18 protein-coding genes are annotated in these 23,202 nt (G+C 71.3%); 5 read left to right on the forward strand and 13 right to left on the reverse strand.

From position 1 onward, the window contains the following. Position 1: 1 nt before the first annotated feature. The 8 genes from WMF36_RS39655 to WMF36_RS39690 all read right to left on the reverse strand — a co-directional run bounded on the left by WMF36_RS39655 (position 2) and on the right by WMF36_RS39690 (position 10,863). The gene (locus tag WMF36_RS39655) at positions 2-2,248 is read right to left on the reverse strand and encodes a complex I subunit 4 family protein (RefSeq protein WP_437576025.1); all 2,247 of its coding nucleotides are present in this window, start codon (positions 2,246-2,248) and stop codon (positions 2-4) included. A 7-nt stretch (positions 2,249-2,255) separates the two neighbouring features. Then, positions 2,256-4,841, reverse strand: a complete 2,586-nt coding sequence (locus WMF36_RS39660) for an NADH-quinone oxidoreductase subunit L (RefSeq protein WP_437576026.1) — start codon at positions 4,839-4,841, stop codon at positions 2,256-2,258. 212 nt (positions 4,842-5,053) lie between these two features. After that, positions 5,054-5,821: a ribosome biogenesis GTP-binding protein YihA/YsxC gene (yihA, locus tag WMF36_RS39665; RefSeq protein ID WP_437576027.1), complete on the reverse strand. Its 768-nt coding sequence runs from the start codon at positions 5,819-5,821 to the stop codon at positions 5,054-5,056. Then, a complete protein-coding gene (locus WMF36_RS39670; RefSeq protein WP_437481748.1) occupies positions 5,818-6,156 on the reverse strand; it encodes a gamma-butyrobetaine hydroxylase-like domain-containing protein in 339 nt (112 codons plus the stop codon). The genes yihA and WMF36_RS39670 overlap by 4 nt, the downstream gene beginning before the upstream one ends. Positions 6,157-6,402: 246 nt before the next feature. Further along, positions 6,403-7,383 carry a Gfo/Idh/MocA family protein gene (locus tag WMF36_RS39675; RefSeq protein WP_437576028.1) on the reverse strand — a complete coding sequence of 327 codons (981 nt, stop codon included), beginning with the start codon at positions 7,381-7,383 and terminating at the stop codon, positions 6,403-6,405. Further along, complete coding sequence (locus tag WMF36_RS39680; protein ID WP_437576029.1) at positions 7,380-7,781, reverse strand: hypothetical protein; 402 nt, start codon at positions 7,779-7,781, stop codon at positions 7,380-7,382. Before WMF36_RS39680 ends, WMF36_RS39675 begins: the two co-directional genes overlap by 4 nt. 63 nt (positions 7,782-7,844) lie before the next feature. Continuing rightward, a complete protein-coding gene (locus WMF36_RS39685) occupies positions 7,845-8,798 on the reverse strand; it encodes an acetyl-CoA carboxylase carboxyltransferase subunit alpha (protein WP_437576030.1) in 954 nt (317 codons plus the stop codon). A 142-nt stretch (positions 8,799-8,940) separates the two neighbouring features. Further along, complete coding sequence (locus WMF36_RS39690; RefSeq protein WP_437576031.1) at positions 8,941-10,863, reverse strand: adenylate/guanylate cyclase domain-containing protein; 1,923 nt, start codon at positions 10,861-10,863, stop codon at positions 8,941-8,943. Between the two features lie 239 nt (positions 10,864-11,102). On the opposite strand from WMF36_RS39690, the gene glpK reads away from it, so the two are divergent. Both glpK and WMF36_RS39700 read left to right on the forward strand, forming a co-directional pair. Beyond that, positions 11,103-12,614, forward strand: coding sequence for a glycerol kinase GlpK (gene glpK, locus WMF36_RS39695; RefSeq protein ID WP_437576032.1), 1,512 nt, complete (start codon positions 11,103-11,105; stop codon positions 12,612-12,614). Between the two features lie 275 nt (positions 12,615-12,889). Next, positions 12,890-13,681, forward strand: coding sequence for a UPF0158 family protein (locus WMF36_RS39700; protein WP_437576033.1), 792 nt, complete (start codon positions 12,890-12,892; stop codon positions 13,679-13,681). A gap of 99 nt (positions 13,682-13,780) precedes the next feature. On the opposite strand, the gene WMF36_RS39705 is transcribed toward WMF36_RS39700, so the two are convergent. Continuing rightward, positions 13,781-15,202, reverse strand: a complete 1,422-nt coding sequence (locus tag WMF36_RS39705) for a carbohydrate porin (RefSeq protein ID WP_437576034.1) — start codon at positions 15,200-15,202, stop codon at positions 13,781-13,783. 362 nt (positions 15,203-15,564) lie between these two features. Here WMF36_RS39705 and WMF36_RS39710 point away from each other — a divergent pair, with 362 nt between their 5' ends. Continuing rightward, positions 15,565-15,795 carry a hypothetical protein gene (locus WMF36_RS39710; protein ID WP_437576035.1) on the forward strand — a complete coding sequence of 77 codons (231 nt, stop codon included), beginning with the start codon at positions 15,565-15,567 and terminating at the stop codon, positions 15,793-15,795. Positions 15,796-16,426: 631 nt separating this feature from the next. Here the strand turns inward: WMF36_RS39710 and WMF36_RS39715 are convergent. After that, complete coding sequence (locus WMF36_RS39715; protein ID WP_437576036.1) at positions 16,427-17,143, reverse strand: hypothetical protein; 717 nt, start codon at positions 17,141-17,143, stop codon at positions 16,427-16,429. A gap of 87 nt (positions 17,144-17,230) precedes the next feature. On the opposite strand from WMF36_RS39715, the gene WMF36_RS39720 reads away from it, so the two are divergent. Beyond that, entirely contained in the window at positions 17,231-17,719 is a 489-nt protein-coding gene (locus tag WMF36_RS39720; protein WP_437576037.1) for a nitrate reductase associated protein, read from the forward strand. 84 nt (positions 17,720-17,803) lie between these two features. Here WMF36_RS39720 and WMF36_RS39725 read toward each other — a convergent pair whose 3' ends face one another. The 3 genes from WMF36_RS39725 to folP are packed head-to-tail and all read right to left on the reverse strand — an operon-like array spanning position 17,804 to position 20,998. Next, on the reverse strand, positions 17,804-18,742 hold the full coding sequence (locus WMF36_RS39725; RefSeq protein ID WP_437576039.1) for a CdaR family protein: 939 nt from the start codon (positions 18,740-18,742) through the stop codon (positions 17,804-17,806). Continuing rightward, entirely contained in the window at positions 18,739-20,064 is a 1,326-nt protein-coding gene (cdaA, locus tag WMF36_RS39730) for a diadenylate cyclase CdaA (RefSeq protein ID WP_437576040.1), read from the reverse strand. The genes WMF36_RS39725 and cdaA overlap by 4 nt, the downstream gene beginning before the upstream one ends. Then, a complete protein-coding gene (gene folP / locus WMF36_RS39735) occupies positions 20,057-20,998 on the reverse strand; it encodes a dihydropteroate synthase (protein WP_437576041.1) in 942 nt (313 codons plus the stop codon). The genes cdaA and folP overlap by 8 nt, the downstream gene beginning before the upstream one ends. 343 nt (positions 20,999-21,341) lie before the next feature. On the opposite strand from folP, the gene WMF36_RS39740 reads away from it, so the two are divergent. Beyond that, positions 21,342-23,189 carry an HDIG domain-containing metalloprotein gene (locus WMF36_RS39740; RefSeq protein WP_437576042.1) on the forward strand — a complete coding sequence of 616 codons (1,848 nt, stop codon included), beginning with the start codon at positions 21,342-21,344 and terminating at the stop codon, positions 23,187-23,189. The last annotated feature ends 13 nt before the right edge of the window (positions 23,190-23,202 follow it).

The raw sequence follows: 23,202 nt of genomic DNA on the forward strand, positions 1-23,202 counted from the left end.
CTTATCTGGCGCTGGCGAGGACGCCCCGGCCCGCCGCCGCGCCCGCCTCCGGGGCGGCCGCGCGGGCGGGCGCGCCGCTGTCCACGCCGGGCGCGCCGGCGATCTGGGACGGCCCCGGCCTGTCGACGAGGCGGTGCACCTCGAGGGCCCCGCGATCGATGAGGCGGAGGAGCGGGCGCGGCCAGAAGCCGAGGAGGAGGACCAGCACCGCGAGCGGCGCGATCGACGCGATCTCTCGCCCGTTGATCTCCGGGAACTTCCCGCCGAACGGCTCGAGGTACTTGCTCTGCCGCCACGAGGCACGGAACGTGCCGAGGAACATCCGCTGGAGCGCCCAGAGGTGGTAGGCCGCGGTGAGGATGACGCCGACGGCGGCGAGGATCGTGAGGGCGCGGTAGCGCGGGAAGGCGCCGATGAAGGTCAACGCCTCGCCCCAGAAGCCGGACAGGCCGGGCAGGCCGAGCGACGCCATGAGCGCGAAGCCCATGAACGCCGTGTAGAGCGGCATCTCCGAGGCGAGGCCGCCGAACTTGTCGATGTCGCGCGTGTGGACGCGGTCGTAGACGACGCCGACCAGGGTGAAGAGCATCCCGGTGATCAGGCCGTGGTTGAACATCTGGACGAGGCAGGCCTGGATGCCCTGCGGCGTCATCGCGCCGAGCGCGAGCAGCGCGAAGCCCATGTGGCTGACGGAGGAGTAGGCCACGAGCTTCTTCAGGTCGCTCTGCGCCATGGCGCAGAAGGCGCCGTAGAGGATGTTGATCACCCCGAACGTCGCCATGGCCGGCGCGGCCCACTGCGTCGCCTCGGGCAGCAGGGTGAAGTTGATGCGGAGGATGCCGTAGGTGCCCATCTTGAGGAGCACCCCCGCGAGGATCACGCTGATCGCCGTGGGCGCCTCCACGTGGGCGTCCGGCAGCCAGGTGTGGAACGGGAACATCGGGATCTTGATGGCGAACGCGACGAAGAGCCAGATCCAGACCACCTTCACCGCGGCGACGCCGAGGATCTCGAGACCCTGCGCCGCCCAGGCGACGCGCGAGAGCTCCGGGATCGAGAAGATGCGCTCGGTCGCCTGGCCGTCGACCAGGTAGGTGTGGCCGGCGTTCAGGTAGAACCAGATGAACGCGAGCAGCATGAAGACGCTGCCGGCGAGCGTGTAGAGGAAGAACTTGATCGCCGCGTACTCGCGCCGCGGGCCGCCCCAGATGCCGATGAGGAAGTACATCGGCAGGAGCATCACCTCCCAGAAGACGAAGAAGAGAAACAGGTCGAGGGCGATGAAGACGCCGAACATCCCCGTGACGAGGAGGTTGTACATCGCGAAGTAGCCCTTGAGCTGGTCATGGACGCTGTAGCTCGCGAGGGCGCCCACGAACGAGATCAGCGCCGTCAGCAGGACCATCGAGATCGACACGCCGTCGACGCCGACGAAGTACTCGACGTTCAGCGAGCGGATCCACACGCCGTGCTCGATGAACTGGTAGCCGTCGTTGCCGTCGGCGCGCGTGAAGCTCCGGTCGAACTGGGCGTAGAGCCACCCCGCGAGGACGAGGTTCACGCCCATCAGCACGACCGTCATCAGCCGGAGCTTCCGGTCGTCCTTGTAGCGCAGGAGGTGCGCGAGGAAGATCGCGACCACGCCGAGCAGCGGCAGGAACGTCAGGATCGACAGGATGTGGTCGCCGACGAAGCCGAGGCCGCGCCCGCGCTCCGCGTGGATGCCCATCGCCAGGGTCCGCCCCGGCGCGACCGCGCCGGCGGCGACCGCGTCCGACTCGACGATGACGTGCCCGTAGAGCTCGCGCGCGCGCACGCCCTCGGTCCTCCACCGGACCACGACCTTCCGGCGCGCGCCCGGCGGGAGGCTCGCCGCGGTGCCGCCGCCCTCGAGCTCCGCGCTGACGCCCGGCGGGACGCGCGGGTCCTCGGGCGACGTGCGCACGATCACCCGCGTCACCTTGAGGGGGCCGTCACCGCGGTTCTCGATCGTGAACGAGCCGGCATAGTCCGGCCCGCTCGCGGCGAGCTCGACCGGCGCGCCGGGCGCCTCCGCGCGCAGCGCGATCTGGCCGCGCGGCTCGAGCGCCCGCGGCGCATCGAGGGTCTGCGCCGCCGCGGGCAGCGCCGCGCCGAGCACGAGGGAGAGCGCGGCCAGGAGGGGAATCAGGAGCTTCATCGAGGTGGACCTGGCCGGGCTCGCGACGGCGACGCCACGGCGCGTGTTGACGAAGGAGAGGTTCGACATCCGCCGTTCACCGCAGGAAGTAATGAACGATGCTGATCAAGGCGACCCCGCCCAGGAGGAAGTAGACGTAGCTCTGGATGCGCCCCGTCTGCAGGGTGCGGAGCCTCGCGCCCGCGCTCAGCGTGCCCTCGGCGACGAGGTTCACGACCCCGTCGACGAGGTACGTGTCGATGGCGCCCGTGACCCAGGCCGCGGCCCGGGCCAGGACCGCGACCCCATTGACGATGCCGTCGACGATCCACCGGTCCATCTCGGCGAAGAAGAGGCGCAGCGAGAGGACGGCGCGCACCACCGTGGCGCCGTAGATCTCGTCGACGTAGTACCTGTTCGAGAGGAGCCGGAAGCCCGGGAACCGCCGCTCCTCTTCCGCCCAGCGCGCGGAGCGCCGCTCGCCGTAGCGGGCGCGGGCGCGCGAGAAGGCGAAGATCGCGCCGCCGACGGAGAGCGCCATGAGCGCGAGCTCGAGCCCCAGCCCGTGGCGCCGGAACGAGGCGTCCGCGTGGGCGAACACCGGATGGAGCCACGCTTCGAGCAGGGGCTCGCCGTGGCCGCCGACGAAGTGGCTGGAGAAGCCGAACACCGCGCCCGCGCACGTCGACAGGACCGCCAGCACCGCGAGCACCCAGGTGATCGCCGGGGGCGACTCGTGGACCTGGGTCTCGATCTCCTTGCGGGCGTGCGGCCCCTCGAACGTCAGGTAGTAGCTCCGCCACATGTAGAACGAGGTGCAGAGCGCCGCCGCGAGCCCCATCCCGTAGATGAGCAGCCCCGGGATCGGGCCGGTGTTCTCGGTGCCGAACGCCCTCCAGAGGATCTCGTCCTTGGACCAGAAGCCGGCGAAGAACGGGATGGGCGCGGCGGTGATGGCGAAACAGGCCACCTGGTACGTCCGCGCCGTGAGCGGCATGACGCGGCGGAGGCCCCCCATGTTGCGCATGTCCTGCGCCGCGGCCTCGTCGTGCTCCACGGCGTGCATCCCGTGGATCACCGAGCCGGAGCCGAGGAAGAGGCAGGCCTTGAAGAAGGCGTGCGTCATCAGGTGGAACACGGCGGCCCAGTACGCCCCGACGCCGACCCCGATGAACATGAAGCCGAGCTGACTCACCGTGCTGTAGGCGAGCACCTTCTTGATGTCGTACTGGAAGAAGCCGATCGTGGCCGCCAAGAGCGCCGTCGAGGCCCCGATCAGCGCGACGACCCCGCCTGCGACCGGGCTCAGCGAGAACAGGAAGCTGAGGCGCGCGATCAGGTAGACGCCGGCCGTGACCATGGTGGCGGCGTGGATCAGCGCGGAGACGGGGGTCGGGCCGGCCATCGCGTCGGGCAGCCAGACGTGGAGCGGGATCTGGGCGCTCTTGCCGGCCGCGCCGACGAACAAGAAAAGGCAGGCCAGCGTGATCAGCGCGACGCCCCACACCGTCTTCGACTCGAGCGCATCCTTCAGGAACGCCTTGCCGCCCGCGTCCTTGATCAAGAGCTGGTCGTGGATCTCGCGGAACGTCACCGTCGAGCCCACGGTCGCCAGCACGACCTCCTTGCCCGGCTCGACGCGCATCCGCTCGATCGCGGCGATCTCGATGCCGTCGCCCCCGACGACGGCGCCGTCGCCCGGCACGATCACCACGGAGTGCACCCCGGCGTCGATCTCCCTCCGGATGAAGGGAGATACGCCGAACGGCCGCGGGTTCGAGGCGAGCTGCGCGGCGTCGGCGATACCGAGGTACACGCGCGCGCCGGGGTGACCGGTGAAGGTGAGATGGCCCTTCGCGCCGGCGCGCGGCGTCCTGCGCTCGCCCGGCTTGCCCGTCGGCCCGCCGTTCGTCCCGGCGGCGGCGCCGTGATCGCCGCGCGCCTCCGCGGCCACCGCGATGAAGCGCGCCCGGTAATCGGACAGGAACCGGCCGTCGTCGAGCCACCTGGCGCCGAGGCCCCAGAAGAGGAGCATGAGGCCGCACACGAAGCCGAAGTCGCCGATCCGGTTCACGACGAAGGCCTTCATGCCGGCAGAGGCCTTCTTGTAGTCGCTGTACCAGAACCCGATGAGCAGGTAGCTGCAGAGGCCGACGCCCTCCCAGCCGAAGAACATCACGATGAAATTGTCCCCGAGGACGAGGAGCAACATCGAGAAGACGAAGAGGTTCAGGTACGTGAAGAATCGCCAGTACGAAGGGTCCGCCTCCATGTACGACGCGGCATAAACGTGGATGAGCGCGCCGACGCCGGTGATGATCAGCGTCATGAGGCCGCTCAGCGGGTCCATCAAGAACGCGAAGTTCGCGTCGAGCGACCCGATGCGGACCAGCTGCCAGGCGAAGCTGTAGAGAGCGCGTTCCCCCGGATCGAGCCCGGCGAGCTGGATGAAGTTCGCGAGCCCGAGGGCGAAGGCGCCCAGCATGGCGCCCACCGCGACGAGCGTGACGCCGAAGCTCCCGATGTGGAGCCGCTTCGACAGGCCACCACCGAACGCGCTCCGCTGCAGCGCGCGGCCGAACAGCGCGTTCGTCACCGCGCCGAGCAAGGGCAGGAGCGGGATCCACCAGAGCGGCGTCAGCGACGCGTGGACGTGCGTGACCTGGCCGGAGTAGTCGGGCATCGTAGGGTCAGCCGGTGAGAACGTGGGCTGGCGCGCGCGCTCTGCGCTGCGAGACGCGGCGCGACAGCGGGACTGTCGGCTCTGGTGACTCCCCCGCGAAGCCGGAGGAGCCGCACGTTAATGGAGGGCCAGAGGGCGGGTCAATACCTCCATCGGACCCGCACCGGGGCGAGACGCGCCGTTTCTCCGCGCGTCTCGCACCTCGGGCGAGGTCATCCGTCGGTCGTCCGTCGGTCCTCGTCCTCGCCCGCCGCGCCGCTGTTCGGCGGCGGCGCCGCGCCGCCGAGCTGCGTCGCGCGCCGGAGCGCGAGCCACAGATCCCGCCTGCCCTCTCCGGTGATCGACGAGAAGCCCACCGCGCGACGGAGCGCGCCGCCCGCCGCCCGCGGCGCCGCGGCGGACACCTGGTCGAGCGCGCGACGGACCGACGAGCGAGGCACCTTGTCGATCTTCGTCGCCACGAGCAGCAGCTCCACGGGCCGCCGCGCGACGTCGCGCGACGCCTCGACGAAGCGGATGAGCTCGAGATCGTCCTCCTCGATGCCCCTGCGCGCGTCGACCAGGAGCAGCACCGCGGCGAGCGTGATGCGCCCGCGCAGGTATCCCTCGATCAGCGACGCCCACGCCGCCTTCTCGGACTTCGAGCGCCTCGTGAAGCCGTACCCCGGCAGATCCACGAGCTGGAACACCACGCCGTCGCGCGCCCGGGCCTCGTAGAGGTTGATCTGCCGCGTCGAGCCGGGGTTCGAGCTCGTCCGGACGAGCCCCTTGCGCTCGACCAGCGTGTTGATGAGGCTCGACTTGCCGACGTTCGAGCGCCCCGCGAACGCCACCTCGGCGCTGACGGGCGGAGGGAGCGACGCGAGCGAGCCCGCGCCGGCGACGAAGGAGGCGTCGACGATCTGGAACGGATCGAGCTGCCGCTCGGCGCGCGCCGGCGGAGGAGCAGCTTGAGGCTTGTGTGCGCGGCGGGTGGTCACTTGGATCGGGGAGGTTGGAACTGCGGCTTGCACTCGTCGCACTGGCAGAGCGAGCGCAGGTACCGGAAGGTGTAGATCCCGGAGTCGTGCTGGTCTCCCCACGTGAACTGGATCGCGTAGTTGCCGACCTGCTCGATCTCGCGGACGTTCAGATCGCCTCCGGGCACGAAGTTGATCGTGCCGCCATGCCCCTGGCAGCTCGCGCACGGGCAGTACCCGCGCAGGATCTCGTGCGGAAGGACGCTGCGGTGGCCGTCAGCCCAGTGGATCTCCATCACGCGCGCTCCGTGCGGCGCCTTGAGCTGCGTGGGTGTGATCTTCGGATCCTGCGGCATCGTATCCTTCCAGCGGACGGCAGTACCACGCCGATCCGGCGCTGCAAAGCGCAGCGGGGCCCCGGCCGCACGCCGCGCGTCTTTTCGCGCGGTCTTTTGTTGTGATCGCCTGTGATCGCCTGTCCTCGCCTGTCCTCGCCTGTCCTCGCCTGTCCCCGCGGCGGCCACCGGCCCCGGCCGCCGGCCTCGCCGCGCCTCCCGGGCGCCCCGAGAGCGGCGCGCGGCCGCGGCTACACGGCTACGCAGCTACCCTACGGCGACGGCCCGCGCCTCGACCGGCGCGAGCGTCGCCTCGATGCGCTCGAGGAGCCTCACGACCGCGGCGCCCTCGTCGAGCGGCGTCAGCGGCGGCGCGCGGTCCTCGACGCAGCGGAGGAAATGCTCGATCTCCACCGAGAGCGGCTCGCGCCACGGCACCTCGAGCTCGTGCTCCTCGACGGGCGCGAGCGCGTCGCGAGCGCCGACCACCGCGCCGCGCCCGTCGAGGAGCACGAGCCGGTCGGGCGCGCGCACGTCGTCGAAGACCGCGACGCGCGCGCTGCCGGCGAGCCGCAGCCGCCGCTCCTTGGTCGGGCTCGACGAGCAGAGCTCGATCTGCGCGGCGAGGCCGCTCTCGAGGCGCGCCGCCAGCGTGACGTGCTCGCCGCCCGGCGAGAGGTGGGCCCGCGCCTCGACGAGCGGGCTCGGGTCGAGGGCCGAGAGCACCGAGAGGTCGTGCGGCCCGAGCGTCCAGAGCGCCGAGCGGGCCCCGCCCAAGGCGCCGCCCGTCGAGAGGCGCGCCGCGCTGAAGCTCACGAGATCGCCGAGGCGCCGCTCGCGCGCGAGCGCGACGAGGTGCACCACCGAGGGGTGATAGCGGAGCAGGTGGCCGACCATGCCGATCCGGCCGAGCGCCGCCGCTCGCGAGGCGCAGCGGTCGGCCTGCGCCGCGGAGAGGGCCAGCGGCTTCTCCACGAACACGTCGGCGCCGGCCTCGAGCGCGCGCAGCGCGAGCTCGCCGTGGCTCGACGGCGGCGTCGCGACGAGCACCGCGTCCACGCGCGCGGCCAGCGCCTCGTCGACCGTGCGCACGAGCCGCGCCCGCGGGGCGAGCGCGCGCGCCCGCGCGAGGCGCCCACGGTCGACGTCCGCCACCGCGACCACGCGCGCCCGCGCGTTCTCCGACAGCGCGCGGAGGAGCTTCTCCCCCCACCGCCCGCAGCCCACCAGCGCCACGCGGACGCTCACGGCGCCCCCGGCGCGGCGGCGGACTCGGCCGGCAGACGGGTGAGCTCGCCGAGGACCGCCTCGCCCTCGCGGTTCCCCGGGTGGATCGACGGACCGTTGATGTCGACAAGGAAGTCGTACGCCGCGCGCGGCTCTCCCTCGATCGTCGCGCGCACACGGACGTGCTGGAAGCAGGCCGACTCGGTGGCGGTGCTCCACACAGGCGCCTTGCCCGGGTGCCGCGCGCCGAGCGCCTCTGGCACGCTCCGGCCGCCCTCCGGCCGGTACTGCTGCACGATGCCGAGCGCCGCCCTGCGATCCGAGGCGTTGAACCGCGACTGCACCTGGAGGACCACGCCGGCGGCGACGGCGCTGGTGCCCACGAGCAGCAGCGTCCGCATCGCCTTGCCGTAGTCCATCCGCGAGCCGTATAGCCCCGGCGCCCGGGGAGAGCCAGCCGGAGCGCCCGGGCGACGCGCCGCCTAACCCACGAACGACCCGAGCCCGCGGAACCTGCGGTACCGGTCGTCCACGAGCTCCTCCGGGCTGAGCCCGTCCATCGACGAGAGCGTCGTCCAGAGCGCCTTGTCGAGCCGCACCGCGGCCTCGTCGTGGTCCTGGTGCGCGCCGCCGGTCGGCTCCTCGACGATGGTGTCGACGACGCCGAGCTGCAGGAGGTCCGGCGCGGTGATCTTGAGCCGCGCCGCGGCCTCGTCGGCCCGGGACCCGTCCTTCCAGAGGATGGCCGCGCAGCCTTCGGGCGAGATGACGGAGTAGCAGCTGAACTCGAGCACCAGCACGCGGTTCGCGACGCCGAGCGCCAGCGCGCCGCCCGAGCCGCCCTCGCCGATGACGGTCGCCACGATCGGCACCCCGACCCGCGCCATCGCGGCGAGCGCGGAGCCGATCGCCTCGCTCTGGCCGCGCTCCTCGGCGCCGATGCCCGGGTACGCCCCCATCGTGTCGATGAACGTCAGGATCGGGAGCCCGAACCTGTCGGCCATCTCGTAGAGCCGTATCGCCTTCCGGTAGCCCTCCGGGTTCGGCATCCCGAAGTTGCGCTTCACGTTCTCCTTCGCGCCGCGCCCCTTCTGGTGGCCCACGACCACCACGCTCCGCCCGTGGTACGTCGCGAGCCCGCCGACGATCGAGCAGTCGTCGGCGAAGCGCCGGTCGCCCTTCAGCTCGACCCAGTCCGTGAACAGCCGCTTGATGTAGTCGAGCGTGTACGGCCGGTTCGCGTGCCGCGAGAGCAGCACCTTCTGCATCGGCGTGAGCCCGGCGAAGATCTCGCGCGCCAGCCGGCCCGTGTTGTCCTCGAGCTGGGCGAGCTCCGGCTCGAACCGCGGGTCGGCCGCGGCGAGCGACCGCAGCTCCCGCACCTTCTCGATCAGCTCTGCGACAGGTTTCTCAAAAGGTAGAATCGAAGCAGCCACGGCGCGGACCCTAACGCTGCAGCGGGCGGACGGCTACGGGGCTGTGCTGCCGCGCCGCATCGCGTCGTTCACGCTCGCACGCTCGCGGGCACCCACGCGCGCGCCTCGCCCGCCCGGGGCGGAGGCGCCGCCTCCATGGCGCTCATTCCTGGGCGGCGTTGGTCGGCTCGACGTTGGCGAGGGCGTTGGCCGGGACCTGCGCCATCGGCCGGCTCCGGATCACGTTGTAGATCGGGATCGGCTTGTCCTTGCCCTTGACCTTGGCGGGCTGGAGCTCCTCGGTCTCGAACCTGCCCCCGAGCTGCGCGTACGTGGTCTCGCTGATGACGATCTGACCGGCCAGCGCGATCGAGCAGAGCCGCGCCGACGTGTTCGCCACGTCGCCGATCACCGTGTAGCTGAGCGCCTTCGAGCTGCCGATGTACCCCGCGACGAGCGGCCCGGTGTGGATCCCGATGCCGACCGCGAGCGGCTGCTCGTCCCGCTCGAGCCGCTCGCGGTTGAACTCGCCGAGCACCTCGCCCATCTTCAGCGCGCACTCCACGCTGCGGACCGCGTCGTCCCGGTGGGCGACCGGCGCGCCCCAGAGCGCCATGATCCCGTCGCCCATGAACTTGTCGAGCGTGCCCTCGAACTGGAAGAGGGTATCGACCATCCGCTCGAAGTACTGGTTCAACATCACGACGAGCTCCTCCGGCTTCTTGCTCTCGGCCATGCGCGTGAAGCCGCGGATGTCGCTGTTGAAGACGGTGCACTCCTCGACGTGCTGGCCGCCCTGCTTCACGGCGAGCTGACCGCTGAGGACGCGCTCGGCGATGTTCGGCGAGAGCAGCCGGCGCAGCTGCTCGCGCGTGACGATCTCGTTCTCGATCTTCTTCCCGAGGATGTTGATCTCGATGAACATCGCCGCCTGGTAGGCGATGGCGGTCACGAGCTCGAGGTCCTTGGGCTGGAACTGGGCGAGCGTCTCCGAGTCGAGCCAGAGCACCCCGAGCACCTCGTTGTTGTGCTGGAGCGGCGCGACGAGCGGGGCGACGATGGCCGAGCTTATCCGGTTCAGGATCATGCTCTTGCCCTTCGACGCCGCGAAGTCCATCGCCGCGTCGTGCGTCAGCACCGCGGCGCGCTCGTGCACGACGTGGTTCAGGATCGTCGAGGACACGCTGATCGGCGCCGTCGTCCCGTCACGCCGCTGCATGGCCTGGGGCGTGAGCTCGCCGCTCTCGTTGCGCAGGAAGATCACCCCGCGGTCGGCGCGGATGAACTTGAAGACGCTCGTGAGGATCTTCTCGAGGAGCTTCGTCGTGTCGCGCTCGGCGGCGATCTCGCGGGACAGCTCGTGCGACAGCCGCAGCCGCTCGTAGTCCGCGCGCAGCTGGTTCATGTCGTTGGCGATCCGGTCGAACGCCAGGAACCCCTTGTCGACCGCGGCGATCTGCGTCCCGATCTGGCGGGCCTGATCGTTCACGTCGATGCGGGTGCCCTGCGCGACGTACGAACCGCCGTGCGCCCCCGAGCGCCCCGGCAGCGGCGCGGTCCCGCCCGGCCCGGCGACCAGCGGCGGCGCATACGGCGGCTGCCGCGTCACCGGCGGCGCCGCCGGCGTGCCCGGCAGCGGCGCCGGCTGCTGCTGGCGCGCGTACGGAGGCTGCGCCGGCGCCGGATAGGAGGCTCCCTCGCGCGGCGGGTGTCCGTAACCCCCCGGAGGCTGCGCCGGCACCGCGCCCTGGTGGTTGACCGCGGGAGGCCAACCCGGGACGAGCGGCGAAGCGACCGGGGCGCCCGGGTCGTCGAAGCGGCCGCGCGTGGACCCCAGCGCGATCTCGTCCCCGTGCTTCAGCGGCGCTTCGCCCCGGACACGCTCGCTGTTGATGAACGTGCCGTTCAGGCTCCCGAGATCGCGCAGGACGAAGTGATCGCCCCGCTGCTCGATGATGCAGTGCTCCTTCGAGACGATCTTGTCGAGCAGCTGGATGGAGTTGTTCGGGTGGCGCCCCAGCGAGTTCACGGGCCGCAGCTCGATCGCCTGCTGGCCCTCAGCGGTCTGCAGGATGAGGCGGGCCATCGGTTCTGGGAGATTACTCAGCCGAGCACGGACCGACAATCTTTCCGGGCGGAGTCCAGCACCGGCCAAGGTAAGCGACCGCGCAGATCCGCGAGAACGCGCTCGGGCCCGGCGCGATCGCCCAGGGCGGCCTCCGACGGCAAACACTGTTCAATTGATCAGTATTCCAAGCCGGGATCCGTGTGGAAGTGTCGCCTGGAACGGCTATGCGCCCACGGGCCGCCGCGTTAGTCGGCCGCATGGATTCCGTGTACCTCCTCGCGATCGATCAGGGCACCACCGGAACGACATCTCTCCTCATGGACACGGCGGGCGCGACGGTGGCCCGCGCCACGCGCGAGTTTCACCAGCATTTCCCGGAGCCCGGGCTCGTCGAGCACGACCCGGAGGAGATCTGGCAGAGCGTTCAGGACGCCGTGGGCGAGACGCTCCGGGCGGCGGGCGTGGCCGGCAGCGCGATCAAGGCCATCGGCATCACGAACCAGCGCGAGACGACGCTCGTCTGGGACCGCGCGACCGGCCGGCCGATCCACCGCGCGATCGTGTGGCAGGACCGCCGGACGGCGGCGCGCTGCGCCGAGCTCCGCGCCGCGGGCCACGAGCAGGCGGTCGAGGAGACGACCGGCCTCGTGCTCGACCCGTACTTCAGCGGCACGAAGCTCGAGTGGATCCTGGACAACGTGGCCGGCGCCCGCGCGCGCGCCGAGCGCGGCGAGCTCTGCTTCGGCACGGTCGACAGCTTCCTCGTCTGGCGCCTCTCGGGCGACGTGGCCGGCGGCTCGCCGGTGCACGCGACCGACGTCACCAACGCGTCGCGCACCCTGCTCATGAGCCTCGCGTCGCTGAGCTGGGATGACGCGATGCTCGCGATGCTCCGGATCCCGCGCCCGCTCCTGCCGGAGATCGTCGGTTCGGCGGGCCGCGTCGCCGCGACTCGCGGCTTCCCTCACCTGCCCGACGGCATCCCGATCGCCGGCATCGCCGGCGACCAGCAGGCGGCCCTCTTCGGCCAGGCCTGCTTCGCGACGGGCGACGCCAAGTGCACCTATGGCACCGGCGCCTTCGTCCTGGCCAACATCGGCGATCGCCCGCTCCGGAGCCGCTTCGGCCTGCTCACCTCCGTGGGCTGGAAGATCGGCTCCGAGGTGGTCTTTGCGCTCGAGGGAAGCGCCTTTATCGCCGGGGCCGCGGTGCAGTGGCTCCGCGACGGCCTGGGCCTCATCAAGAGCGCGGCGGAGGTCGAGGCGCTCGCCCGCAGCGTGCCCTCCAGCGAGGGCGTCACGTTCGTCCCGGCGCTCTCCGGCCTCGGCGCGCCCTACTGGGATCCGGACGCCCGCGGGATCATCTCCGGGGTGACGCGCGGCACGACCGCGGCGCACCTCGCCCGCGCGACGCTCGAGGGAATCGCGCTCTCCGTGACGGATCTCGTGCAGGCCATGGCCGACGACCTGGGCCACCCCGTGCGCCGGATGCGCGTGGACGGCGGCGCCGCCGTGAACGACCTGCTCATGCAGTTCCAGGCGGACGTGGCGAACGTCGCTATCGAGCGCCCCACCGACCTGGAGACGACGGCGCGCGGCGCCGCAATGCTCGCCGGCGTCGGCGCCGGCCTCTTCCGGACGAAGGAGGACTCGGCCCGCATGTCCCGTGTCGGGCAGAGCTTCCAGGTCGCGATGAGCGAGGCGGATCGCTCCTCCCACCTCCGCCGCTGGGCCGACGCCGTCGCCCGCGCGCGCTCGCAGCGCGAATGATGAAGCGCCGATTCTCCGAATTTTCACGCTGTTTTCCGCTTGAACCAGGTCTTCCGAAGCTCGCTCCCGAACCGTCATCGCGCCCCGGCTCGGCGGCCGAACGGGCTTCCGGATCAAGGAATCAACCCTAGGTTGCGAGAGTTAGGCCCAGAAGCCCCCAACCAGCGTAGAGTGCTATGACGACGGCGCATTTCCGTTCAAACTTGGTGCACTTGAACCGAGGCGCGCGGCCAGCCCACCGCCGCCTCGCTGCTTTCGATGGAGACGAGGAGGACATGCCGACTACCGAGAATGCTTCAGCCGGCGGGACGGCCGTTCGCGACATCCCGATCGACTGGGAGGCGCTGGAGGACGCCTTCGAGAACAACGCCCCAGAGGTGCACTCGTACCTGCACCTCGGCACGGGCGACGTGCTGCGAGTGGTCGACGGCGTGGCCGATCCGCAGATGCACGCGCGCATCGCGGCCGATGCCAACTACCTCCGGATCGATCCCGTGAGCTCCCGCGAGCAGTACCGGTGGATGGAGCGCTACATCCCGATGGTGGAAGACATGGAGCTCCAGGCGAAGCTCAGCCAGGCGATCGACGGCAAGGGCGCGTTCCGGCGCTTCAAGGATGTGTTGATGTCCTACGGCCCGGAGCGGGAGCGCTGGTTCGCCTTCCGGAGCGAGCGGCTGCGCATCTTCATGGAGGCGTGGCTGAGCGCCCACGCGCTGAACCCGGTCCCCCGCCCGCTCTGGGTGCCGGAGGCGCCGGCTCGCCCGGAGGCGGCCGCGCCCGCGACCCCTGCGGTCGAGGCGCCGCCGCACGAGCGCGAGCGCGAGGAGGTGCGGGAGCCCCGCCGCGGCAAGAGCGTGGAGAGCCTGCGCAAGAACCTCCGCGACATCGCCGAGGCGCTCGGCCCGCGGGATCTCGACACGCTCACGGCGTTCGCGGAGTTCCTGAAGGCGCGCCGCGCGGCGCGCTCGTTCGCGCACCACTACCACGAGGCCCAGGGCCCGGCGGACGAGGAGTCCGGGCCCGCCTCGCAGGAGATCGCGAGCGAGTCGCGCAGCGACACGGCGTGAGGGCGCGCCGCCGGCGCCGCGATCGCGGCGCCGGGGCGCTGGCCTGAGGGTGGGTACGGAAGAAACGGAGGGGAGCGGCGGCTTCGATCGCCGAGCGGTCTAGAAGTACCAGTCGGTGCGCGCGCCGATGTACTGGCCGACGTTCGACCCGGTGGTCGCCGAGGCGCCAACCCGCGCCAGGTAGCCGGACATCGCCTGCTCCTTCGCCGCGTCGTTGTAGATGGCCAGCGAGTAGATGAGCTTGAAGTGCGGCCGCGCGCCGACGCTCAGCTCGCCCGTCGGCACGAGGGTCGGGACGACCGAGACCTTGACCGCGGTGCCCAGGTCGCGCTCGCCGTCCTTCCGGCCCTGGAACGAGGCCTCGACGACCGGGTGGAAGTTCTTGTGCGCGAAGATCGTGGCGTTCGCCTGGACCGAGAAGTCCATCTGCTTCTCGAGGAGGGGGTCCGCCGGGGTAGCGGCGCCATCGGCCTCGTACGCCGCCTTCGTGTAGTGGAAGGTGGCGAGGCCTTCCAGGGCGACGGCGTCGCCGAAACGGAAGCCGAGGTGCTCGACCGCCTCGATGCCGAACGAGCCCGCGAACGTGCCTTCGTCGTTCGGGGCGCCCCAGGTCTGGTACGTCTTCGCGCCGCCGGCGGCGCCGTTGGCGATGCCGGTGCCGAAGCGCACCGCCGTGTCGCTGAAGTTGCCCTGGCCGAGGCCGAGGTGGAGCTTCGCGCCGATGACGCCGCCGAAGTCCGCCGGCGCGGTCTCGGGCACGGCGAACCCCTCGCTCAGCTTCGCGGCCGGCAGGACGTGGAACTCGCCGTGGACCTTGACGTGGTGCTTGGCCTCACCGCCGAACTCCGCCTTGTAGTTGCCGGCGAAGATGGTGCGGAAGCGCTCGAGGCTCCCGCCCGGCGCGTCCCCGTTCACGTCGACGTTGTAGGGGGGCGTGGTGGCTCCAAAGCCCCGATACCCGAGGATCGCGAGCTGCAGGCCGCCGTACTTGATGCCGCCGCCCTGGCCGCTGAGGTCGTCGAGGTAGAAGTAGTCGCCGATGGGCGCGTACTGCTCGCGGAAGAACTTCGCGCCGCCCCAGACGCTGAGGCCCGGGACGAGGAAGTTGCCGGCCTCGATGTACGCCTGGTTGAACTGCACCGTGATCGACTGGCCACCGTTCGAGGCCGGCTGCATGAACGGCCCGCCGTACTGGTTCCAGATGGCGAAGGTCATCTCGGACTTGACGTAGAAGTCATCCGGCGTCGCGCCCTTCACCACGTGCGCGACGAAAGACGGCTCGGAGTAATCGCCCTCTTCGTAGCGGCCGCCGATGCCGTACTGGAGCAGGTTCAGGGACGCGCCCTGGACGTTCTGCCCGTAGACCGGGGACCATGCCATGCCGAGGCGTGAGTACCAGTGCCACTCGAAGTTCTCGCTCCCCACCGCGTGGGCCGACTTCGGCGCCGCCGTGAGGCAAATGGCGGAGACGGTGACCAGCCCGAGGGCTCGGACTGCGGCGCGCCGACCCGCGATTCGCATGCTGGGAACCGACGACCTGTCTCTCTTAAGTGATGTCATCGAACGACGCTCCTATCCATGTCTCTGGAGTGTGCTTGTGGTGATGGGGAGGTGATTTGGCCAGATGGCCAGCGGGGCAGAGGAAGCGGCCTATCAAGAGAATCTAAGGTTGGCTCTGTGCGACAGAGCCGCCCGCTGCCACACACGTGGGGCTCGCGGGGGGCACAGTTAACAGGAACGTTCTGTTCATGTCAAAGGTCTCCGAAGCACCCACAGCAGTTTGTTGCCTTCCGCGATGCGTTATTATTAAGTAACCGAAATCACTTGTGTTAGCCCAACCTCGGCCGCTCCCTGGGCCAGGAGCCGAGGCGCAGGATGACGCGTTGCACCAAAAGCAGCTCGATCTGGATGAAGCGCTGCCGAAAGAATTTACGCGGCGCCTCGCACGTTGCGGGGAGTGCGGCGCGCGCGATGCGGACTGGAAGGCTGCATTCGCGAGCCTAGGCGACGCGGGTTTTCGTGCGGCGGCGGAGCCACGTCGAGCGCCCTGGCGCGGATTGTTTCGGGACCTCGAACTTGGTTTTTCGTTTCGAGGCACCGAGGAGCGTCATTGACGATCGCGGGCGCGCCGCGCGCGGCGACCGCGAGAGGCCCCTGCGCGCGCGCGCAGGGCCGGGCGGCGCCGCGCGGCCGCGGGAGAAGCCCGCTCTGGGTACGCAGTATAACGCAATGCGCCGTAACAGCGTAGCGCGCGACGCAGATCGCGAGCGGGTCAGTCGCGACTGCAGTGCAGCGTGGGGTGGACGCGTTTTCGTCCAGGAAGGGCGTTACGCGGTCGCCTCGATACACGTCATGTCGTTCGCCGTGTGCGGGCGGCGGCGCTCGGAGGACAGGCACGGTCCCAGGCGCGCGGGCGCATTGGCGCGGATCGCTGGTCGGGAGGGCCTGTTGCGGGCCGCGCCGGGCGCTCAGCACGCGTCGGCGACTGCGACGCTCACGTCGGTGCTGTCGAGCAGGCGGTTCCAACCGATCTCGTCGAAGAGCTCTGGCAGGCCGTGATTCGTTGTCCCTCGATCTCAAGGGATAGAGTCTACCTGCGTTGTCGCTCCTGCTTGCTTCGAGCAGCCCGGCCCGTGCCCCGTGGGCTCTGTACCTGCCGCAGTCGCTGTAGGCGCTCTCTGTAGGCGCTCTCTAGACGCGGCGTCCTTTCGCTCACGCGTCACTCGCGCGCACGCGCTCGCGTGCTCAGCGCGCGGACACGATGCTCAGGGAGACCCGGGCCCGCGCGTTCTGGTAGTACGTGTCGAGCGCCTGGGCGAGCCGCTGTGCCACGTACCAGCGCTTCAGCGCCGGGGCGACGTCCTCGTAGCGCTGCTCCTTGAACGGCGTGGCGCCGGAGCGCAGGACGAGCTTGAGCTCGAAATCGCTGGGCTCGAGCATCGGCGCGACCATGCGGTCGAGGTACAGGCTCGCGCGCGCCTGGCGGCGCAGCAGCGCGTCCAGCTCGTCGGAGCTCACCCCCTCGGCGGCCGCCGCGGCGAGGAGGCGCGCGCGGCCGCGGGCGCGCAGCTCCAGCGCGAACCGGGCCGCCTCGGCGCGCTGCGCCACCTCCACCGAGGTCGGCGCCGGCGAGATCGGCAGGCTGGCGAGCAGCGTCTCGGCGATGTGCCGATCGAGCGCGGCGCGGACGTGCCGGTCCCGGTAGAGCCCGGGCTCCGCGTCGGGATCGGCGAGCGCCTCGATGCGCGCCTCGAAGGCGAGCTCCCGCTCGAAGATGAACTGAGGACGACGCACGCCGCCCGTCTCCGGCGCATGCCAGCGCACGACGACGCGGTCGAGCGGCACGGGAGCCGCCGCGGGCGCCGGCGGCGCGACCGCGGCGCCCTGACCGTGGGCGCTCCGCACCGGCAGTGCGAGCGCGAGCAGCGCGGTCAGCGTCGAGAGGAGCCCGAGGCGGCGCACGGCGGCAGGCTAGCGCAAACCGCGCCGCGCGTCCCAGGCGCAACCACGGCTCGCGGCAGGATCGTGGCGCAGCTATAGAAGGGAAATATGTACAGGCAGTTCGCGCTCGAGGGCGAGGTCCACGCCTCGCTCGACTGTGTGCCGCTCTCGGTGCGGCGGAAGCTGGACCTCGCAGAGCTCAAGATCTCGCTCGCGGGATGGCAGGCGCTGTCGCGCGCGGAGCGGCTCGCCCTGTGTCACCTGCCGGTCGACACGGACGAGGAGCTCACCGTCTACGCCGACGTGCTCCGCGGCTTCGCGGCGCGCGCCGGGGTCGACCTCACCCCCCTCGCGGGCGCGCCGGTGCGCCGCGCCGCCTGGGACGCGGAGAGCGTCAGCGCGCGGCTGCGCGAGCGGCTCGGCCCGGACGGCGCGCTCGACGACGCCGCGCTCGGCCGGCTGGCGGGGCTGACCGAGGAGGAGCGCTACGCGATCGTCAAGCTCGCCGATCCGAAGCGCGGGCCCGAGAAGCTGCGCGCGCTGCTCGGCGAGCTCGGGCTGCCCCGGGGCGACGGCGGCGAGGGGCCGTCCGGCTGAGCCGCCGCGCGGCGCCGCCGTCGCCGCTCGAGCCCATGCCCGCCGCGCTGACCTCCGCCGGGGCGGAGCGTCAGCGCGTCGCGCTCACCACTTCACCATGACCTTCGCCGGGTTGACCTCGGCGGTGACGCGGGGGACGTCGACGAGCACGTCGAGGAAGTCGCTGCCCGGCTGGCTCATGTCGAGGTGCGCCGCCTTGGGCTCCACGCGCGCCATGATCGAGTCGGGGTTGACGGCGCTCACGTCCTCCGGCGTCCCCGTGATCCTCACCTGCACCACGGCCGGCGCGACCGTGGCGCGCGGGATCCCGACCACCTCGACCTTGCGATCGAAGGTCCGCGTGGCGAGCTCGCGCCCGATCTCGAGCGTCGCCATCACGCTGTCGACGTCGTACGTCACGAGCTTCGGCGGCCGATCGAGGGCGAGCTGCCGCTGGTAGGTGCCCTCCGTGAGCCCGCTGATGTCGAACGGCGCGGTGCGCGCGAGCTGCATCACGTCGACCACCGAGCGCGGGCCGCGGGCGTTGACCGCCGGCGGCTCGACCGAGACCATCCCCTTCACGAGGAACCCCTGCGCCGCGTCCCCCGTGCGCGGCACGTGCACCGGGATGGCCCGCACGACCACGTCGTCCCAGCTGAGCTCGATCGTCGACGGGTAGATCTGCTCGACCACCAGCCCCGCGGGCACGTGAAAATCCGAGGGCTCGAGATCGTAACGCGTCACCGTGCCGTCGCGGAGGTCGAGCCGCAGCGTCCCGAGGCTCTCGGCGCGCAGGTCGTCGAGCTGGGTTCGCGGGCCCTGCACCGTGATCGCGACCTCGTTCGGGATCTGCGTCATGAGCTGCCGGTTGCTCGACTCGGGCGGGAGGATCGAGACGACGCTGAGCATCAACGTGCGCTGCGCGTTCTCCGCGCCGTGGATGAAGGCGTAGAGGCACAGCGCGAAGGTGATCGAGAGGAGCTTGAGGCCGAGGTTGTCGAGCAGCGCCGAGCGGAGCGCCTCACGGATGCCGGCGAGCGTCATGGCTCATCTCGCGGAGGCATCCCCTCCGCGCTCCCCTTGGACGCGGCGGTCGTCGCGACCTGCCCCGTCGGAACGAAGGTGCGCTGCGATGGAACCGGGGAGTCCGTCGCGGCCGCCGCGGTGGCGTCGACCAGCGCCGGCCGGCCGCGCTCGGACGGGCGATCCCCGTCCTGCGAGGCGGTGGTGCTCCCCGGGCTCCGCGCGTCGGCGCCGGACCCCGCCGCGGCGCGGAGGTCGGCGCTGGACCCCGCCGTGGAGCGCGCCTCGGCGCCCGAGCGCATCGGCGTGGAGGTCGACATCCGCGCCACCGGCCGCGCGTCGGCCTCGGCGGGCGGCTTGATCATCGACGACGTCTTCGTGACCGGCGCCGCGGGCTTGGCCTCCATCGGCGCCGGCTTCGCCGCGGCGGGCTTGCCGGGCTCGCTCCCCTGCGCGGCGGCGCCTTGCGCGGGGCTCACCGCGGGGCCGCGCGACGGCGGCGTCGGCAGGCTCGTGCGGCCGCTCTGGGCCACCTTCTTCGCGAAGCGCCGCCTCCGCGACGAGCGGCCGAAGAGCCCGAGCAGTGCGTGCCGCAGCGACTGGCCGTCCAGGTTCGAGACGATGTTGCCGCTGAAGCAGAAGCTGATCGTGCCGCGCTCCTCGCTGACCACGACCACGACCGCGTCGGTCTCCTCGGTGATGCCGAGCGCGGCGCGGTGCCGGGAGCCGAGGCTCGCGTCGAGGATCTTGGTCTCTGGCATCGGGAAGAAGACGCCGGCGCGCGCGATCTTGAGGTCGCGGATCAGCACCGCGCCGTCGTGCAGCTTGTTCACCGACTCGGGGACGAAGAGCGAGACGAGCAGCTCCCGGGTCACCACCGAGTCGATGTGGATGCCGTCGCTCTTGACGAACTCCAGCACGTTGGCGTCCTGCTCGAAGGCGATGATCGCGCCCATGCGGTGACGGGCGAGCTCGGTCGCGGCCGCGACGACCTCGTCGATGACCCGCGACTGCTGCTCGCGGCCGCTCGTGAACCAGTTGCTGCCGCCCACGCGGATGAGGGCGCGGCGGATGTCGTTCTGAAAGACGACGACCACGATGAGGATGATCGACGAGAGCAGCCACGAGAGGAGGTTGAGGAGCGTTGTCAGGCCGAAGATCTTCGCCCCGAGATAGATGAGGAAGACGATGCCGAGCCCGAGGCCCATCTGCATCGCGCGGGTGCCGCGCAGCACGAGCAGCGCGCGGTAGACGACGTAGGCGACGATGAAGATGTCGACGAGGTCCCGGATGACCTGCGTCGCCGGCCTCGCCGAGAAGAGGCGGAGGAACCCCTCAACCATCGCCGCGCGCCCCCTGGGCGAGGGGTGCGCCGGCGCCGCGGCTGTCGCCCGGGCCCGCGCGCTCGATCGCGCGCATCACGTCGAGCGCCTGGCGCACGGGGCCGACGTCGTGGACGCGCACCGCCGCGGCGCCGCGCGCGGCGCAAGCGAGCGCGGCAGCGACGGTGCCGCCGAGGCGCTCCGGCGGCGGCGCGAGCGCGGCGCCCGCGCGGTCGCCCCGCGCCGAGGCCTCCGCCGCCGCGGCGCGCGCGAGGAACGACTTGCGGCTCGGCCCGACGAGCACCGGAAAGCCGAGGGCGCACAGCTCGTCCAGCCTGGCGCACAGCTCGAGCGACTGCCGCGCGTTCTTGGCGAAGCCGAGGCCCGGGTCGAGGACGAGCTCGCCCTTCGGCAGGCCCGCCTCGAGCGCCCGCTCGGCGGCGCGCGACCACTCGCGCGCCACGTCGGCGACGACATCGCCGTAGGCGTCGTCCGGGTAGGCGGAGAAGCCGGCCATCGCCGACATCGGGCCGCGGCTGTGCATGAGCACGAGCGACGCCCCGCGGCGCGCGCAGAGCGCGCCGAGCTCTGCCGCGCTGTCGAGCGAGATCGTGTTGACCACCGCCGCGCCGTCGTCGAGCGCGCGCGCCGCGACGACGGGAGAGGTCGTGTCGACGGAGACGACGGCCCCCCTCCTCACCGCGTCGCGGACGCTCCCGCCGATGCGCGCGATCTGCTCGTCATCCGCCACGGGCTGCGCACCCGGCCGCGTCGATTCCGCGCCGATGTCGATCATGTCTGCCCCCTCGGAGAGCATCGCATCGATCTGCGCGAGAGCCGTCCCTTCATCCGCGAAGAAGCGACCGCCGTCGGAGAACGAGTCCGGCGTGCGGTTCAGTACCCCCATGATCACCACGCTCCCGCGGCGTTCGAGCAGCATGCGCAGCGGGGACATTTCCTGTGGGTAGCAACTTTTGCGCCGAACGGCAATTGTCTGCTCGAATCGATGTTTACCGGGAGCAATTGGAACATCGTGAGGGGAGTCCGGCGTCGCGCTCGGCGTCGCTGGCGTGGCCGGCGGGCGTGCGCCGGCGTTGGACGGCGCGCCGGCGCCGACATTCGGCGCCCGGGGTCGCGCTCCGCGCGACGCTGACTCGGCCGCGCTTCTTTGCTAGGGTCCCGCCCACACCTTGACATCGGCGACCGCCCGCGGCCGTCGGTGGCGGCGGGGCGACGCGCGAGCGCGCCCCGTCAACCGTTTCTCAAGCTGTATCCAGCGGACGAGACCGAGCGGTTCCATGCTGCGCACGCGTATCCGGGCAGGTCCCCTCGCCGGCTTCGTCTTGAGCGTCCTCTTCGCGGCGCTCTTCGCCGTGCTCTGCGTGGGCGAGCTCTTGATCCCGTCGCTCGCGCCCGAGATGGGCGAGCCCGCGCCGTTGACGCTGCGGGTCCCGTACGGGCCGCGGATCGTGCGCGACACGCACGACGGGAGCTTCACGCTCTCGTACGAGCACGCGCGCGTCATCGTGCCGCGCGGCACGGTCCTCTCGGAGCACAACGAGGACCACGACGCCGCGATGGCGTACGAGACGGTGCGGCGCATGCGCCAGCCCGGGCTCGGCGCGCGCGTCGCGAGCACGTACGTCATCTATCTCATCGTCTGCCTGATGCTGACGGTCTACCTGCGTCGCTTCGGGCAGAACCGGGTGCGGCTGCTGCGCACGCAGGTGGGCATGTTCGTCCTGATGACGGGCTCGCTCATCGTCGCGAAGCTCCTGTTGCTCTTCACGGCGCTGCCCGAGTTCTGGATGCCCGTCGCCGCGCTCCCGCTCTGGGTTGCGATCGCGTTCGATCGGCGGACCGCGTTCCTCGTCGAGGTGGGCGTCGCGTTCATCGCCGCGTCGCTGCTCCGGTTCGACGTGGTCCTCCTGTCGGTGCTGCTCGTGCGCGGCATCGCCGCGACCATGTTCTTCTTCAAGCGCAAGGGCTCGCGGCAGCTGCTCGTCGCAGGCAGCCTCGCGGGCCTCGCGGGCGCGATCGGGTTCGTCGCGCTGACCGTGCTGTTCGAGGGCGGCTTCGACCTCGTCGCGGATCTGAAGCGCTGGCTCGGGTCGAACGTGCTGGCCTGCATCGGCGGGGGGTTGATCGTCGGTGTGCTCGGGCGGGGCCTCAGGGAGCCGGCCGAGCGGGCGATGGGGCACGTGCCCCGCGACAAGCTGCTCGACCTCACCGATCTGGAGCAGCCGCTGCTCAAGAAGATGGCGGCGGAGGCGCCGGGCAGCTGGGAGCACGCGCGCGCGATGGCGAACCTCGCCGAGGCGTCGGCCGCGGCGATCGGCGCCGACGCCCTGCTGACGCGCGTGGGCGCCTACTATCACGACCTCGGCAAGACGGTGCAGCCCAAGTATTTCATCGAGAACCTCGCGCCCGGCGAGCGCTCGCCGCACGAGGATCTCGATCCGGAGGTGAGCGCCGACGCCATCATGGCGCACGTCGTGATGGGCACGAAGATCCTGCGGGAGGGCAACATCCCCGAGCCCGTTGTCGAGTTCGCGTACACCCACCACGGCACGCAGGTCGTCGAGTATTTCTGGCACAAGTGCGTCGAGCAGGGGAACCCGAAGGACCTGACGCAGGAGCACTTCCGTTACCCCGGCATGAAGCCGCAGACGAAGGAGACGGCGATCCTGATGCTCGTCGACTCCATCGAGGCGGCGTCGCGGACCATCTGGCCGCCCGAGCACAAGAAGTTCGAGGAGATGATCCAGCGCGTGATGTTCTCGAAGCTCGCGTCCGGCCAGCTCGATCAGTCCGGGCTGACGATCGAGGACCTGCGCATCATGACGAGCCGGATGGCGTCGACGCTGGTCAACATGTACCACGGGCGCATCAAGTACCCGTGGCAGCGCGAGAGCGATCGCGCCGGGCACACGCCGGCGCCGCCGACGGCCACGCCGCGCCCCACGACGCCCACGCCCGTGCCGCCGTCCGGCGCGGTGGGGCGGGACGGGAGCGCTGCCCCGCCGCCCGCCTCGACGGCGCGGGGCGCGGCCGCGGCGGCGCCCGCGGTCAGAGACGACGCCGGGGGGGCCACGAAGGACGAGAGCCCAGCGGAGTCCGTGCGGACGCCGAAGAAGACGCACTGAGCAGGCCGCGCGG

It is taken from the genome of Sorangium sp. So ce887 (assembly GCF_051521455.1).
GTDB lineage: Bacteria > Myxococcota_A > Polyangia > Polyangiales > Polyangiaceae > Sorangium.

Coding starts and splice junctions, on each gene's coding strand:
- folP (WP_437576041.1), bottom strand. CDS start 20,998: ATGTCCCCGCTGCGCATGCTGCTCGAACGCCGCGGGAGCGTGGTGATC.
- WMF36_RS39690 (WP_437576031.1), bottom strand. CDS start 10,863: ATGGCCCGCCTCATCCTGCAGACCGCTGAGGGCCAGCAGGCGATCGAG.
- glpK (WP_437576032.1), top strand. CDS start 11,103: ATGGATTCCGTGTACCTCCTCGCGATCGATCAGGGCACCACCGGAACG.
- WMF36_RS39660 (WP_437576026.1), bottom strand. CDS start 4,841: ATGCCCGACTACTCCGGCCAGGTCACGCACGTCCACGCGTCGCTGACG.
- cdaA (WP_437576040.1), bottom strand. CDS start 20,064: ATGGTTGAGGGGTTCCTCCGCCTCTTCTCGGCGAGGCCGGCGACGCAG.
- WMF36_RS39740 (WP_437576042.1), top strand. CDS start 21,342: ATGCTGCGCACGCGTATCCGGGCAGGTCCCCTCGCCGGCTTCGTCTTG.
- WMF36_RS39700 (WP_437576033.1), top strand. CDS start 12,890: ATGCCGACTACCGAGAATGCTTCAGCCGGCGGGACGGCCGTTCGCGAC.
- WMF36_RS39680 (WP_437576029.1), bottom strand. CDS start 7,781: ATGGACTACGGCAAGGCGATGCGGACGCTGCTGCTCGTGGGCACCAGC.
- WMF36_RS39720 (WP_437576037.1), top strand. CDS start 17,231: ATGTACAGGCAGTTCGCGCTCGAGGGCGAGGTCCACGCCTCGCTCGAC.
- WMF36_RS39670 (WP_437481748.1), bottom strand. CDS start 6,156: ATGCCGCAGGATCCGAAGATCACACCCACGCAGCTCAAGGCGCCGCAC.
- WMF36_RS39725 (WP_437576039.1), bottom strand. CDS start 18,742: ATGACGCTCGCCGGCATCCGTGAGGCGCTCCGCTCGGCGCTGCTCGAC.
- WMF36_RS39705 (WP_437576034.1), bottom strand. CDS start 15,202: ATGCGAATCGCGGGTCGGCGCGCCGCAGTCCGAGCCCTCGGGCTGGTC.
- WMF36_RS39655 (WP_437576025.1), bottom strand. CDS start 2,248: ATGTCGAACCTCTCCTTCGTCAACACGCGCCGTGGCGTCGCCGTCGCG.